The organism is Neobacillus fumarioli NBRC 102428, assembly GCF_001591485.1.
Classification (GTDB): domain Bacteria; phylum Bacillota; class Bacilli; order Bacillales; family Cytobacillaceae; genus Neobacillus; species Neobacillus fumarioli.
Map to the genome: position 1 here is coordinate 51,728 of NZ_BCUZ01000003.1, position 14,930 is coordinate 66,657.

The 14,930-nt window shown below is 42.3% G+C and carries 18 protein-coding genes and 1 other annotated feature; of the genes, 3 read left to right on the forward strand and 15 right to left on the reverse strand.

The features are described from left to right. Positions 1–542: 542 nt before the first annotated feature. From BFU02S_RS01290 to BFU02S_RS01300, 3 genes are all read left to right on the forward strand, one after another. Positions 543–1,544, forward strand: coding sequence for a phosphotransferase (locus BFU02S_RS01290; RefSeq protein WP_066365510.1), 1,002 nt, complete (start codon positions 543–545; stop codon positions 1,542–1,544). An 85-nt stretch (positions 1,545–1,629) separates the two neighbouring features. Then, positions 1,630–2,298, forward strand: coding sequence for a YhcN/YlaJ family sporulation lipoprotein (locus BFU02S_RS01295; RefSeq protein WP_169797566.1), 669 nt, complete (start codon positions 1,630–1,632; stop codon positions 2,296–2,298). A 169-nt stretch (positions 2,299–2,467) separates the two neighbouring features. Then, entirely contained in the window at positions 2,468–3,004 is a 537-nt protein-coding gene (locus BFU02S_RS01300; protein WP_066365523.1) for a transcription repressor NadR, read from the forward strand. A gap of 40 nt (positions 3,005–3,044) precedes the next feature. Here the strand turns inward: BFU02S_RS01300 and pheA are convergent, their stop codons facing one another. From pheA to BFU02S_RS01375, 15 genes are all read right to left on the reverse strand, one after another. Next, the gene (gene pheA / locus BFU02S_RS01305; RefSeq protein WP_066365524.1) at positions 3,045–3,899 is read right to left on the reverse strand and encodes a prephenate dehydratase; all 855 of its coding nucleotides are present in this window, start codon (positions 3,897–3,899) and stop codon (positions 3,045–3,047) included. 38 nt (positions 3,900–3,937) lie between these two features. Then, complete coding sequence (gene thrR / locus BFU02S_RS01310; RefSeq protein ID WP_157075831.1) at positions 3,938–4,387, reverse strand: transcriptional regulator ThrR; 450 nt, start codon at positions 4,385–4,387, stop codon at positions 3,938–3,940. A 38-nt stretch (positions 4,388–4,425) separates the two neighbouring features. Beyond that, positions 4,426–5,715 carry a GTPase ObgE gene (gene obgE / locus BFU02S_RS01315; protein WP_066365525.1) on the reverse strand — a complete coding sequence of 430 codons (1,290 nt, stop codon included), beginning with the start codon at positions 5,713–5,715 and terminating at the stop codon, positions 4,426–4,428. Positions 5,716–5,740: 25 nt separating this feature from the next. Next, positions 5,741–6,277, reverse strand: a complete 537-nt coding sequence (locus BFU02S_RS01320) for a Spo0B C-terminal domain-containing protein (protein WP_066365526.1) — start codon at positions 6,275–6,277, stop codon at positions 5,741–5,743. 172 nt (positions 6,278–6,449) lie between these two features. Beyond that, positions 6,450–6,740: a 50S ribosomal protein L27 gene (gene rpmA / locus BFU02S_RS01325; RefSeq protein WP_066365528.1), complete on the reverse strand. Its 291-nt coding sequence runs from the start codon at positions 6,738–6,740 to the stop codon at positions 6,450–6,452. A gap of 12 nt (positions 6,741–6,752) precedes the next feature. Further along, complete coding sequence (locus BFU02S_RS01330) at positions 6,753–7,085, reverse strand: ribosomal-processing cysteine protease Prp (protein ID WP_066365531.1); 333 nt, start codon at positions 7,083–7,085, stop codon at positions 6,753–6,755. 12 nt (positions 7,086–7,097) lie between these two features. Beyond that, entirely contained in the window at positions 7,098–7,406 is a 309-nt protein-coding gene (gene rplU, locus BFU02S_RS01335; RefSeq protein WP_066365541.1) for a 50S ribosomal protein L21, read from the reverse strand. Between the two features lie 13 nt (positions 7,407–7,419). Further along, positions 7,420–7,505 (reverse strand) — a sequence feature (ribosomal protein L21 leader region). A gap of 40 nt (positions 7,506–7,545) precedes the next feature. Beyond that, complete coding sequence (locus BFU02S_RS01340; RefSeq protein ID WP_066365543.1) at positions 7,546–9,003, reverse strand: Rne/Rng family ribonuclease; 1,458 nt, start codon at positions 9,001–9,003, stop codon at positions 7,546–7,548. A gap of 45 nt (positions 9,004–9,048) precedes the next feature. Continuing rightward, positions 9,049–9,915, reverse strand: a complete 867-nt coding sequence (locus tag BFU02S_RS01345; protein ID WP_066365545.1) for a M50 family metallopeptidase — start codon at positions 9,913–9,915, stop codon at positions 9,049–9,051. Beyond that, entirely contained in the window at positions 9,908–10,687 is a 780-nt protein-coding gene (locus tag BFU02S_RS01350; RefSeq protein WP_066365547.1) for a peptidoglycan DD-metalloendopeptidase family protein, read from the reverse strand. The genes BFU02S_RS01345 and BFU02S_RS01350 overlap by 8 nt, the downstream gene beginning before the upstream one ends. Before the next feature lie 105 nt (positions 10,688–10,792). Beyond that, complete coding sequence (gene minD / locus BFU02S_RS01355) at positions 10,793–11,596, reverse strand: septum site-determining protein MinD (RefSeq protein ID WP_066365550.1); 804 nt, start codon at positions 11,594–11,596, stop codon at positions 10,793–10,795. A gap of 1 nt (position 11,597) precedes the next feature. Continuing rightward, complete coding sequence (gene minC / locus BFU02S_RS01360) at positions 11,598–12,278, reverse strand: septum site-determining protein MinC (RefSeq protein ID WP_066365552.1); 681 nt, start codon at positions 12,276–12,278, stop codon at positions 11,598–11,600. 140 nt (positions 12,279–12,418) lie between these two features. Beyond that, positions 12,419–12,937, reverse strand: a complete 519-nt coding sequence (gene mreD, locus BFU02S_RS01365; protein ID WP_066365555.1) for a rod shape-determining protein MreD — start codon at positions 12,935–12,937, stop codon at positions 12,419–12,421. Next, positions 12,934–13,815 (reverse strand): rod shape-determining protein MreC, encoded by an 882-nt coding sequence (gene mreC, locus BFU02S_RS01370; RefSeq protein ID WP_066365558.1) that lies wholly within the window; start codon positions 13,813–13,815, stop codon positions 12,934–12,936. The genes mreD and mreC overlap by 4 nt, the downstream gene beginning before the upstream one ends. Positions 13,816–13,827: 12 nt before the next feature. Further along, on the reverse strand, positions 13,828–14,844 hold the full coding sequence (locus BFU02S_RS01375; protein WP_066365564.1) for a rod shape-determining protein: 1,017 nt from the start codon (positions 14,842–14,844) through the stop codon (positions 13,828–13,830). Positions 14,845–14,930: the final 86 nt, after the last annotated feature.

A 14,930-nucleotide genomic window follows, 5' to 3' on the forward strand; every position in this document is an offset into this window, starting at 1 on the left:
TCCGCCGGGATACAGTCAAATTCCTGCATCCTATCCGGGGGGATATGAACAGCTGCCTCCAAGTTACCAAACAGGTTATCCGGCAGGATATGCGCCGATGCCACAAGGATATCCTGCAGGGTATGAACCAATGACACAAAGTTATCCGGCAGGTTATCACGGAGGATATGTTCCCGGAACTCCAGCAGGGCAATATACAGCCCAAGGTTATGCCCAGATTCCATATGGTTATCCGCCATTAAGGGAAAATGGAGAATTTGATATGCGGGAAACAGCAGCTGCCGAAGCCAACACGCCAATTCAAATCACACAACATTATCATCAAGAACAAGGATTGCCGGTTGGCACTGGTTCCATGGCAGACTGCGGCTGCGGCGATCCTGCACCAGGAGCAGTACCAGCAGGAACACAGCCAAACTTTGTGCCGCCGACACCGCCGATTTACAGTGCACCATATACGGGTTCTGCAGCCCAACCGCCGTTTATGAATCCATATGGTATGGGACCGGTTGGAACAGCTTACGGTATGCCGGGTTACCCTGATGAAAGTAGCTAATTCAAAGTCAAATCATAATGGAGACGATGCTTATTTTGATCGTCTCTTCTCTTATTTTCGTTCACAGTTTACTGAAAAAATTACCCGGTTTGTTCCAATCAAAAGTTCCGTTATTTTACTGGAAACAAAAAAACATACCTATATTGTGAAAGGATTCTCATCTGTAAAGCGGCTTAAGCTCCAAGAAGCGTTTACGGCTACATTAAGAAAAGAAGGGTTTTTGAATACGTATTTATTTTTAACCCCGCCTGTGAAAGAACCTCTTTTTTTCGAAGGAACGTATTTCGGCTGCATGGAGTATATTTCTCCACATAAAACAGCCTTCTCTTTTCATACGCAAAAGAATCGCCAGGAAGGATTAGATTTACTTGCCCAATTTCACCAAGCAACTAGGGCATTTGTACAGCGTTATCGAACACTGCTTCCATATGGAGACCTGAGGGGGAAATGGCTGGAAAGACTGCAAATGTTCTTAAATAATCTTCCCCTTCTCGAATATTTTATAAAAGAACCATTTATTTCAGAAATGACGGACTGGGCCAGTTGGTCACTTTCAGGGTTTGACCGACATCAGGGAAGTTTAAAAGAACCGCAAGTTATTCTTCATGGCGATGTTGCCCATCATAATTTTATACGCGACCAAGCCGGTGACTTAAGGCTTATTGATTTTGACTTGATGAATATCGGTCCACCGAGTTTTGACTATTTACAATACGCCAATCGGATCCTGCCATATATCGATTGGTCATTTGAAAAATTATTCAGCCATAAACAGTTTCATTCATATATGCATGATCCTGCCTTTTTATACGCCTTAGCCTATCCGGCTGATGTTTTTCGCGAATGGAACCGGATTATTAGAGAAAAATCTTATTCAAACCAAAAAATTTTTAAACAAGTAATGGATCTGTCCATTGGCCAGTTTTACGCAAGAAAAAAATTTGTTGAGAGGTTAAAGGACCGGTTGAACGAATCTTATGGTCATTAGTGGAAGAATGAAAAACCCCTTCAAGCAACACTCTAATAATGAGCATGTATAAATGCTCAAGGCTTATTTTGAGGGGGTTTTTCGCTTGAATAAAAGACAGTGGATGATCATTCCTCTTTCGGCCCTAATGATATTAGGCATTTCAGGCTGTTCGAATAACCGTACAGCTGTCAACGATACACGGGTTGGGTATTATACGAATGAAAATCACCCGGTCACTGAATATGAAATGTTACGTGACAATGACGGTCCCATTACGGAGTTTATGGATCATACTTTTGGAGATGAAGGTCGTCTTCAGCGTGAGCAAAAACAAAGAATGCTGAAGATTCGAGACGAAAATGGCAATCCGAAAAATCCCACCACTCCTTTAGCTGAAACAGATAAAAATTTTTTCCAGCGGGATAACCGCTTCAGTACAAGTGATTCTAATTACCATGGGCATCTAAATAGAAAAATTGGAAATGCCGGAACCGTCACTCATCCGGATTTTCAAGAAACCATCACTAATCGAATCAGAGCAAGAGTGTCTGGCATGGAGAATGTTCGCAGCATTCGCTCTGTCACTTACGGGAACATTGTGACAGTTTCTGTTGTGTTAAATGACAACCGAAGGGCTGCGCAAACTAAACAGGCTATTCGAGATGCTGTGAAACCGTATGTCCACGGTAAGACAGTAAATGTTGACATTGATGAAGGAACTATCGGCCGAGATCGCAATATCAATAACGAGATCCCGCAGCGGATTCCTTAAAATAGAGGGGCTGTCCAATAAATCGGCTTTTGAGCTATTGGATGGCCCTTTTATTTTGGAAAATTTTCCATTAAGACTATTCAGATAGCACTGCCAATCCTTCACTTGAAAAACCGATCTACTAAAATTATGTTAAAATGAAGTAATAATATGGTTTAGGAGGATTGCTATGACCGAAACAAAAAAGATCTTGGGAGAAGAAAGGAGGGCGTTTATATTACAGTTATTGAAAAACAGTGCGGAGCCGCTGACCGGGAGCGACCTTGCTTCGAGGACAAATGTTAGCAGACAGGTGATTGTCGGTGACATTACGCTGCTTAAAGCTAAGAATGAGCCGATATTAGCCACGAGCCAGGGCTATATATATTTAAAACAAGATAACGCCATTCCATCTTACGAAAGAACAATTGCCTGCCGCCACTCTCCTGAAGAAACAGAAAAAGAACTCAATCTCATCGTGGACCATGGAGTGACGGTGAAAGATGTAAAAATTGAACATGCTGTTTATGGAGATTTAACCGCTTCGATTATGGTGTCAAACCGGCAGGACGTAAAGCAGTTTATGGAAAAAATCCGCTCGACAAAAGCGTCTCTGCTGTCGGAATTAACCGGTGGCATACACCTTCACACGATTTCAGCCGAAAACACAGCCGCACTGGATCAAGTGGAAGCTGCGTTAAAAAAAGCAGGATTGTTAATGGAATAACAAAAGGACCCAGTTTACTTAAGCGGGTCCTTTCTTTACTTTAATCAGATTCCACCATTAGAGCAGGATAGCTTCCCAGTATTCTGACACTGCAGCCGAGGGCCTCCATTTCAGCAATGGCACCAGGTATCAGTACTTCGTCAAGCTTCATTTGGACATCAATAATGAAGAAATAATTGCCAATCCCTGTTTTCATTGGCCTTGATTCAATTTTTGAAAGATTTAGTTTTCTCCAGGCAAAAGCAGATAATACTTGATGCAATGCCCCAGCCTGATCTGAAGGAAGGGTCACCATCAGTGTCGTTTTATAATGCGATGAACCGCTGATTGTTTCAAAATCGATTTCTTTGTCCGATAAAATAACAAACCGGGTATGGTTATAGTCAAAATCATGAATGTTTCGCGCGACGAGCGCCAGTCCATATTCTTTCGCGGCATATTCATTCGCAATCGCTGCCGCATTGATTTCCGGTGTATTCATCACCATCAGCGCTGCTTGAGCTGTAGAAGAAACACTTTCCAATGGGACCCCTTTAAAATGCTTATGTAAAAATTGATAACACTGGGCAATAGCGTGAGAATGGCTGTATATCTTGCTAACTTCCTGCCATTTTTCCGCATTTGCCGGATGAACCATTAAATGCTGTTTAACCGGGATCGTAATTTCCCCGACAATCGGCAGCTGAACGACATGTGTTAAATAATCCAGTGTAATATTTACAGTACCCTCTAGGGCGTTTTCCAGCGGAACTACCACCAAATCCACTTCTTGATCGGCTGCAGCATCGATACATTCCGCAATCGTACGATACGGAACAGCTGCAAATTCCGAAAAAACCATCTTTACCGGCAATTCGCTGAATGTTGCCTTTGGTCCTAAATAACCCACTTTCACGACTCTCGTCTCCCTTTCCAAAGAAAGCTGGGCAGCGGTTATGCACCTGTTCCCAGCACTTCAACTTTTTGTACAAATTCCAGCTTTCTTAATTCAGAAAGCAGTCCATCCATCTCGGTCGTCATATTGGCTGTGTTTATTGACAGTGTGACATTTGCTCTTCCCTGAAGCGGAATGGTTTGATGGATGGTTAACACATTGCAGCCAGAAGCAGCCACAACCCCTAACAGCTTTGACAGGGTACCCCGCCGGTCCTCTAAATGGAAGAAAAGCGAAACAATTTTTTCTTTTGAAATCGTTGAAAAAGGAAATACAGTATCTCTATATTTATAAAAAGCACTTCTGCTTAAATCCACCTTTTGAACCGCTTCACCGATAGATTCCACTATGCCCCGTTCAAGCATATCCTTTGCTTCGATTGTTTTTTTCATTGCTTCCGGTAGTATATCTTCACGGACTAAATAAAATTTTTTACTGAAATCAGCCATTTTCACCTCTCCCTTAACCACAGAGGAGCCCATTCTTCTTATTCGATAAATTCGAATTCAAAGTCTAATAATCTGACGATATCCCCGTCTTTTGCGCCCCTTTGTCTTAAGGCATCATCCACACCAAGTCCGCGAAGCTGGCGTGCGAAACGGCGGACAGACTCGTCATGGGAAAAGTCGGTCATTTTAAACAACTTTTCTATTTTGGCTCCTGAAAGGACAAATGAGCCATCCGGATCTCTTGTAATTTTAAAGCTTTCTTGTTCAGGCTCGTGTTTATAAATGACACGATGGACACCTGTTACCTCTTCTTCATGTTCAAGCGGGAATTCAGGAGTTTCCTCAAGTTTATCGGCCACCGCATAAAGCAGGTCCCGCAATCCTTTTCGGGTAACTGCCGATATTGGAAAGATCGGATAATCCTCCTCGAGCTTTTCCTTGAATTTCCTTAAATTTTCTTCCGCTTCCGGCATGTCCATTTTATTGGCAACAATGATTTGCGGCCGCTCTGTCAGTCGTAGATTATACTCTTTTAATTCTCGATTAATCGTCAGGTAATCCTCAAAAGGATCTCTGCCTTCCACCGCCGCCATATCTATGACATGAACAATTACCCTTGTCCGTTCTATGTGACGCAAAAATTGATGCCCTAGGCCGACGCCGGCATGTGCCCCTTCAATCAGCCCTGGAAGATCAGCCATGACAAAGCTGCGCCCATCTTCTGTTTCCACCATGCCAAGATTCGGAACAATGGTGGTGAAATGATATTCGGCAATCTTCGGCTTTGCCGAAGAAACAACCGACAGCAGCGTTGACTTGCCAACACTTGGAAACCCGACAAGACCAACATCTGCCAGAAGTTTTAATTCCAATATGACATCCCGTTCCTCACCCGGTTCGCCATTTTCAGCAATTTCCGGCGCCGGATTGGCCGGAGTTGCAAAGCGGGTATTTCCTCGTCCGCCGCGGCCTCCTTTGGCGATTACTGCCGTTTGTCCATGTTCCGTTAAGTCAGCAATAACCTCTTTCGTTTCGGCATCCATCACAACGGTTCCAGGCGGCACCTTGACAATCATGTCTTTGGCGTTTTTCCCATGCTGATTCTTAGACATGCCGTGCTCGCCTCTTGGTGCTTTAAAATGGCGCTGATAACGGAAGTCCATTAACGTTCTTAGTCCCTCGTCTACTTTAAATACCACATCTGCGCCTTTCCCACCGTCTCCGCCGGCAGGACCGCCTTTTGGTACATATTTCTCACGGCGGAACGCCACCATTCCGTTACCGCCGTCACCGCCTTTGACATAAATTTTGACTTGATCGACAAACATCCTATTCCTCCTGCCTTAGCACATTCTACAAAAAAGGCATGAAAACCTCCAGTGCGAGTTCGTTTTCAAAAAATCCCCTAACGGTAACAATAACCATGTCTTTTTGTTCAGCCAGGAATTTCTCAATTGGTTTTTTATTTATTATTATCCCGTTAAAATCAAAAAAGAATCGGATTCCCTCTGCCTGAGGTGCAATCGTAATAAATAAATGATTTTCATGAAAAATTTCAATCGCTTGATTTAAGCTGATAAAAAAATTTTTTGTCCAATCAGCCAAGACTTCATCTTGAATGTTAAACGCTTCTTGGTCCTCTAATACTTCATATTCTAGTCTAAAAGCATTTTCATTCCAATTCGCTTTTAACAGTAATGAAGCGAATTGGGGCATGGGGAGATTTGACAGCTTTGTTTCTTGCAGTGCTTCAATCACAATTTCATCAATGACTGACTTGGCCCGGTCAATGCGGTCTAAATCCAAATTCCCCTTTATAAGCTGCAGCCTATTTAACCAATCATGGCGTGAATGCCTTAGTACCTCGATCATATCCCACTCTTTCTTCATACTTACGCTCCCAAATCAGTATCACTAAACTGTTTGCTGATAGTATATCAAAAAAATACTAGGGAGTAAGCATTTTTGCGTGAAGAAAACAGAGCATCACACAAATGAAGAAAAAATTTGGAAGAAAAAGAAAGCCCTAACCCGTTTTAGGTTAGAGCTTTCTAAAAATCCATTAAGCTTCTTGAGCTACTGGATAGACGCTTACTTTTTTACGGTCACGACCCATGCGTTCGAATTTCACGACACCGTCGATTTTTGCAAATAGAGTGTCATCTCCGCCGCGGCCAACGTTTTCACCTGGATAAATCTTTGTTCCGCGCTGACGGTAAAGGATCGAACCGCCAGTTACGAATTGACCGTCCGCACGCTTGGCACCAAGACGCTTTGCGATGGAATCACGGCCGTTCTTTGTCGAACCTACCCCTTTTTTAGAAGCGAAAAACTGAAGATCAAATCTTAACATTTGTTCCACCTCCTACGGTTTGAAAGAAATTTTTATGTGCTTACCGTAAGCTTTTTCAATCTCCTGCAATGACAGGACCATGGCTTCAAGAAGCAGCTGTACCTTCGCTGAAGTATCAACCGGAAGGTTTTCGGGAAATGCACAATGAAGATAACCCGATTCTCCCTGCTCCGCTTTTGCGGCAACACCCGTCAGCACTTCAATGGAATTAACCATGCCGAGTGTTACCGCAGATGCACCAGCACAGACAATATCCTCGCCATGCTCAGCAAAATCGGCATGCCCCATCATTGTAAAAGATTGAATGTTTCCGGATTCTGTACGATTAATCGTTACATAAATCATCTTAGTGCAGCCTTACGCGTTGATTTTTTCGATGACTACTTTAGTGTAAGGTTGACGATGACCTTGTTTCTTCCGTTGGTTTTTCTTTGCTTTGTACTTGAAGACAACGATTTTCTTCGCACGGCCTTGTTTTTCAACTTTTGCTGTAACAGTAGCGCCTGCAACTAATGGGCTGCCAACCTTTACAGTTTCACCGCCAACGAAAAGAACTTTGTCAAAAGTAACTGTGTCGCCAGCTTCTGCATTTAATTTCTCAATGTAGATTGCTTGGCCTTCTTCTACTTTCAATTGTTTACCGCCAGTTTCGATAATTGCGTACATGAACTGCACCTCCTTATAAACTCAGACTCGCCTTCATCAGGTGTTTTTCGTGATGCTCACAAAAAACTTAAAACCTGTTCAGTGCGGTTGTAGCACAGGTGCTACAAACATAACGTTAAAATAGTAACATAAATCTATTTCAAGTGTCAAATACTTTTGAAGCAATCTCGCTCTCTTTGCCAAATTGTTTAATAAGATAATAAGGTTCAAGCGATGGCTTGATCGAAAAGTAAATCGTAAAATGTAGCATCCCCTCCAATTCGGCGCGGAAGGCTTCATCCGGACCGAACAGGGCTTCCTTCACCTCATTCGTTGTTTCAACAAGGACAGCTTCAGCATCCGTATGACGGTGTTCAAGCAGCTCGCGTTCAAGACGAAAGGCTACTGTTTCTGCGCTCAAAATCCGTCCTGTTCCTTCACAGACTGGACATTTCACTTCTAAAGTTTGCGAAAGTGCCGCCTTCGTCCGCTTTCTTGTCAGCTGTAAAATTCCAAGCGGTGTAAAGCCGACAATATTTGTCCGTTTCTCATCTTTCACCACTTCTGCTTCGATCGTTTGTAAAAGGAGCTGACGATCCCGTTCACGGTGTATATCAATGAAATCAATTAAGACAATGCCGCCAATATCGCGAAGGCGGAGCTGACGGAAGATTTCTTTGACAGCCAGCTGATTCGTTTTAAATACTGTATCTTCGTAATCGGCCTTCCCAGAAAATTTTCCGGTATTTACATCAATGATCGTCAAAGCCTCTGTCTCATCGAAAACTAAATACGAACCATTTTCAAGCCAAACGATGCGTTTTAGGGCTTTATCGATTTCTGTTTCCATTTTATAGGCAGAAAAAATATTTTCCTTGCCATTATAGTAAGTAACCTTAATGTTAGGATGGTTCTCTTCCAGAAGTTTTTTGAGGATTACATCATCTACCACTATTTCTCCACTGGCCATTTTGGCTGCAAGTTCCTCTACCTGTCCGATAAACGGACTTTTTCGCAACATCATTCCCGGTTTTTTATAACTTTTCGCTTTGCGGAGAAGTTCCTGATATTGCCCGCGCAGTTCATCAAGTTCTTCCTTGATTTCATGCTCTTCGGTATTTATGTTCGATGTGCGGAAAATTAATCCCTCTTCCATTGTTTTCAAGCGGCTGCCTAGCTGTCTTAGGAAAGTCTTTCGTTCATCCGGGATTTTCTTTGACACACCAACATACCGGCCGAATGGCATATAAATCAGATGGTTTCCTTCTATTTCAATAATCCCGGACACTTTAGGTCCCTTTGTTCCGGACGCATCCTTGACCACCTGAACAAGTAATTTTTCTCCCTGATGGACAAAGGCAGTGATGTTTTTCGATTTTTCACCTGATGAAACAAATGCCGGAATCAGATCTCGATGCAGATAAGCATTTTTCTCTTCCCCAATATTAACAAAAGCTGCATTCATCCCTGGCAGAACCTTCGTTACGATCCCAAAATAAATATTGCCGACCAGTGATTGATGTTCCGGCCGATCGAAAACGAGCCGTTCCACTCGATGATCGCGCAAATAGGCAAATCGTTTTTCACGTGCTGCATAATTTATAATTAACCGTTCCAAACTAGCTATTCCTCACTTTTACTTTAATAGTCCTATTATACCTTTTTAATAAGAAAAGAGAAGATCGCTGAGTTTGTCGTTTAATCGATTCTCCTTGAAATACGCGTGCAATAATTCATTTTCATCCAATGTTCCTTTTTCCCTGCCGCCATCTTTTACAATGATCGGGTGCTTGCAGCCTCGCTGAAATTTCTCCAACACATCAATGACTAACTCTTGTTCATTTGCCTGAATTGGCCTTAATAACCTTAAGCTGGATTTATTGCCGTAATAGCGTTCCATTAAAAAGCGCATAAAGATAAAGCGGCGATGTTTCCATTCGTGATAGAGCGAGAAGATCAAAAAGGCGATGATAATCCAAACATTAATATGGGTTGGAGCAAAAATAATGATGACAAAAGCAAACAGGCATAAACTAATACCGGAAATCGTGAGGGTCAGCCTGTGAGCTTCGGAAAAAGAAATCCTGAGTGATAGCAGCAGAAAAATCAACTTACCGCCATCCAGCGGCCAAATAGGAAACAAATTAAACAGCAAGATCATGAAGTTGTAATCAATAAACAGCTGAAATAAATCTTCCGGTACAAGATGAAGAATAAAGCAACCGTAAGCTGCTGCCAACATCCACACGTGCTGCAGCGGCCCCGCCAGCACAACAATTGCTTCTTCTATTAATGGACGGTTCCCGTGTTCGTCCATTTCTGCTACACCGCCAAATGGGAGAAGGGTGATTTTTTGTATTCTCCATGAAAAAAAAGAAGCTGCCGCCGCATGCCCCATTTCATGAATAAATATAATCGCAAACAGTAAGCAGATTTCTTGAAAATGAGCTGTCACAATGGATAGAGCGATGACAATCCATAGTAAGGGATGGATACGGATCAGCCGAAACAATTGGATGACTTTACTCAAAACGAATCACCTTACTTGGATCAACAAAATGATCGTCTTTTTTGATGGCAAAATAATACTTGCCTTTTGTTGGATCCTCATCCGGGGAAGTAGAGACTGTTCCTACCACAGTTCGGTTTTTAATTTTTTGATATAAATTAACCTTAATATCAGCTAAATTTCCGTACCATGTTTCGGAACCATCAGAATGCTGAACAATGACTGTCTTTCCTAGGCCGTCTTTTACACCGGCAAAATTGACAAAGCCATCCTTTATGACTTGCACGGCTGCCCCCTTTTGAGTTTCAATCATAATTCCTTGACCATTTTTTTGAAAGTTTTCAAGAATTTTTCCCATTGCAGGGACAGCATATTCTGTTTGGACGACTTCTGTTTTCCCTTTCTGATCATCCTGTGAAAACGGCAATAAGGCAAGGGGTTTGCCGAATTTCTTTTCATACCAATCTGAAACCACCGCAAACTTGAAATCAGTATCCATGGATCTAGTGACAAAATCCCTTACTGGGGCGAGCGTAGCCGAGTGATTACGGAACAGAATAGCCACCGCTAAAAATAATAAAACAGAAGCTAAAAATTTAAAAAAGAACACTTCTTTTCTAAATAAAGGGTGATTTTCATCATTTGTGCCATTATCTGAAGTATACGTTGGAAATTCATACTCACTATCCCCCGGCCAAATAATATGCTGATCATGGCCGTTAACGGATGATTCTTTGCTTTTCTTTCGCTTGGCGATTCTTCGCCGAATTTCGTCTGCTGATGAGCGCGCCATACCTATCCACCCTTTTCCCGCTATTTTGTACAAATCTATGAAGGCTTGTTCAAGAGTATGACTTGGAAAAAAAATCTGTCCACAAATTCTGTGAACAGACTTTTATTAGCGCACACCAAAGAATTTTTTCAATTTGCTAAACATGCCCTTGTTGGTCTCCTCAAGCGGCTGAAGCGGGATCGATTCTCCTAAAATACGTCTTGCAATATTTCTGTAGGCAATCGAAGCCTTACTGTTTGGGTTCAAGGCAATAGGCTCGCCGTGGTTGGATGCTTTAATGACTTCTTCATCGTCCGCCACAATGCCTACTAATTCAATCGACAAATGTTGAGTAATTTCATCCAGACCCAGCATATCCCCGCTTTTCATCATATGATTTCGGATGCGGTTAACAATCAACCTTGGCGGCTCCATATGTTTTTCTTTCTCCAGCAAACCAATGATCCTGTCGGCATCACGAACCGCAGAAACCTCTGGGGTTACCACGACAATGGCCTGGTCTGCACCGGCGATGGCATTTTTAAAGCCCTGTTCAATGCCAGCAGGGCAGTCAATAATAATAAACTCATAATCTTGTTTTAATTCCTCAATCAATTCCTGCATCTGCTCCGCAGTAACGGCTGACTTATCAACAGTCTGTGCTGCAGGGAGCAAATATAATAGTCCATCAAAACGTTTATCTTTCACCAGAGCTTGATGAATTTTGCAACGCTTTTCCACGACATCAACAAGATCATAAATAATTCTATTTTCAAGTCCCATTACGACATCCAAGTTTCGAAGGCCGATGTCCGTATCTACTAAGCATACTTTTTTGCCTTGAAGGGCCAGTGCTGTACCGATATTCGCAGAAGTTGTTGTTTTGCCTACACCACCCTTGCCTGATGTAATTACAATTGCTTCTCCCACTTTAATGTCCCCCTTCTAATCTCGTTAAATTAGGCCTTAAATGAATCAAAGCTTGTAATCTATCAATGATAATCTGATGGTTTTCATTTATGTAAGCACATTCCATTTCATGCTTTTCATTGCTTGTTATGTGATCCGGCCCCCGGTTTAGGCAATCGCTGATGCGAAGCTGCGATGCCCTTAACTGGGAGGCGGCAATCACTGCATCATGATTCCCATAACATCCGGCATGGGCAAGGCCCCTTAAAGTTCCCATAATAAAAATATTGCCGCCGGCAATGACTTCTCCGCCAGGATTTACATCGCCAATTATCAGCAAATCTCCCGGGACTTTCAGAACCTGCCCCGACCGAATAATTCTGGAAACTGTCACAACCTCCGTTTCAGCCCTTAATGCTTTAGCTTCTTCCTTGGTTATGACATTTGATTCAATATCATCAACAACGAGATTCTTTTTTTGGCGGATTAACGTTTTTAACTCTTCCCGCTGATCCTCTGTTAAATATCTATTGCCTATTTCAACTTTAACAGCGATTATACGGCCTTCTTCTTGCGCCCTTAGCGTTTGGGAGAGTTTATCATCCAATTCCCGCTTCAGTTCCTGATAGGAACATGCATCATCAAGATGAAGGACAAGTCCATCCTTTGTACCTTTTATCGTAACATTTTGCCGTTTTTTCATGGAGAATATTTCACCTCAAAATATGAAAACAATTTCGGAATGGGCGATCTTTCAGTTTAGAATGGATTTTTTCCTATTCCGAATCGAACACACTCATCATAATAAAATTCGACACGAAGCGTCCATTCTCCTCTTTTTTATCATTCTCCACTCAATCGGGCGGCATATTTTTCAAAATATCGCTTTAACGGATATCCGAAGATGAGCAAAAAGATCGCATTTAATATTAGGGTAGGAAAGAGACGCAGATTAAGAAAATCAATAAAATCAAGATTTGCAATATGGATGATATGCTGAATCCCAAATGATCCGAGTTCAAGAAGCGTTGTTGCACAAATGGTTACAAAGAATGCAATCATGAAATTATCGTGCCATAAATGCATGATTTTCGAAACGAGGTAACAGATCAGTGGGAACAGAAACAAATAGATGCCGATAACTTCGACATAGACAACATCAAAAACAAGACCAAATATAGCAGCATATAGAATGCCTTGCTTCTTTCCGGTGTAAATTGTTAGAAAAATTAACGTCGAGAATAGAAAGCGGGGGACAAGGATCCAATTTTGGCCGAAAACTTGGTCAGGCAAATATTCAACGAATAAACTTTCTACAAGAAATAGACACATAAACAAAAGAGGAAGAAGGATTTTTTTCATAAGTCCTCCTCCTTCCCGCTTGACATTTGTGAAACTTGTGGCTGTGTCATTAATCTTTTTATCACAATCACATTTTGAATATCGTAAAAATCAGCTCCCGGCTTAACGTAGGCCGTTTGATTTAACCCGTATTGGTCCGGTTTCACATCTACGACTTTGCCGATCTCCAGTCCCTTAGGAAATATGCCGCCTAAACCGGAGGTAATCACATTTTGTCCTTTTGTAATGGTTGTTCCTGCCGGAATGGATTTTATCAGGAGTAATTTTTGTTTTTCATCGAAGCCTTGCACAAATCCATAGACATCTGACTTTCCTTGAATAAGAGCTGAGATGCGGTTTTTCGGATCCATGGCACTTAAAAGTTCAACCGTTGAACTGAATTGATTGACACTTTTTACCTTCCCAATCAAACCGGTCGCTGTTACAACTGCCATATTCTTCTTAATGCCATTTACATTGCCTTTGTCAATAATCAGCATTTCAGTCCAGCGGTCCGGATTTCTGCCAATGACAGTAGCCGGTAATGGATCATTATCACTTAAGGTCTGTTTTTCCCCTAGTGTATCACGAAGGCTTTGATTATCCTTCTTCAAAGTTTGTACTTCTGCTTCCAAGCTGGCAAGCTTATCAATCCGTGACTTTAACTCTTTATTCTCTTGATAGGTATTTTCTAACTCATGAAGACTCGAAAATAAGCCTGCAAAGTAATGGGTAGGTTTTGCCACCAGTGATTGCACCCAGCCGGTTGTGTCTTTGACAAATTGCTCCGGCCATGATGGCCTATTCCTCTCCCTTAAAGAAAATCCAATCAATGCCACGAGCACAATCATGCTGACAAGCAAGATAATCAGTCGTTTATTCGAGAAGAACTGTGGCATGATTATACACCTCTATTTATCTTTTGCTTTCGTTTTAAATAAATGAATATGCTCTAACGCCTTTCCTGTACCGATGGCAACGCAGTCAAGCGGATTTTCGGCAATAAGAACCGGCATTTTCGTTTCTTCGCTGATCACTCGATCAAGGTTGCGAAGCAGTGCTCCACCGCCTGTCAGAACAATTCCGCGGTCCATGATATCAGCTGCAAGCTCGGGCGGTGTCTTTTCCAATGTATTTTTAACTGCTTCTACGATCGCTGACACTGTATCGCTAAGGGCAGCTGCGATTTCTTTTGGGGTAATTTCAATCGTTTTTGGCAAGCCTGTTAACAAATCACGGCCGCGGATTTCCATATTGTCAATGCCTTCAGGTGTTCCCGCTGAACCGATTTCCACCTTGATCGTTTCTGCCGTCCGGTCACCGATCATGAGATTGTAATGTTTGCGGATGTAAGCAATTATCGCATCATCCATTTCATCACCGGCAATGCGAATGGACTGGCTTGTCACAATTCCGCCCAAGGAAATGATCGCGACTTCCGTTGTTCCACCGCCAATATCAACGACCATACTGCCAGTAGGTTCCCAAACAGGAAGATTGGCGCCAATTGCTGCAGCAAACGGCTCTTCAATCGTATAAGCATCCTTTGCCCCTGCCTGCCTAGTAGCATCAATCACCGCTCTTTCTTCAACAGCCGTAATTCCAGATGGGACGCACACCATCACATGGGCTTTTGAAAAGAAACCTTTGTTCTTTTGGGCTTGTCGGATATAATGTTTCATCATCGCCGCAGTGGTTTCGAAATCAGCAATGACTCCATCCTTCATCGGCCTTAAAGCGACAACATTCCCCGGTGTCCGTCCAATCATATTCTTGGCATCATTGCCGACAGCGACAATTTGTTTTGTATCAGTCTGCATGGATACAACTGATGGCTCTCTAAGAACAATTCCTTTTCCTTTTACATATACAAGCGTATTGGCAGTCCCTAAGTCTATTCCAAGATCTTTTGTTCCAAATCCAAACATAATCTAGTATCTCCCTTTCAGATCGAAATGCAAATTTCTGGTAAAGGTTCATCAGACTGTTCTCTGTCTATTTTGACTATTTTTCC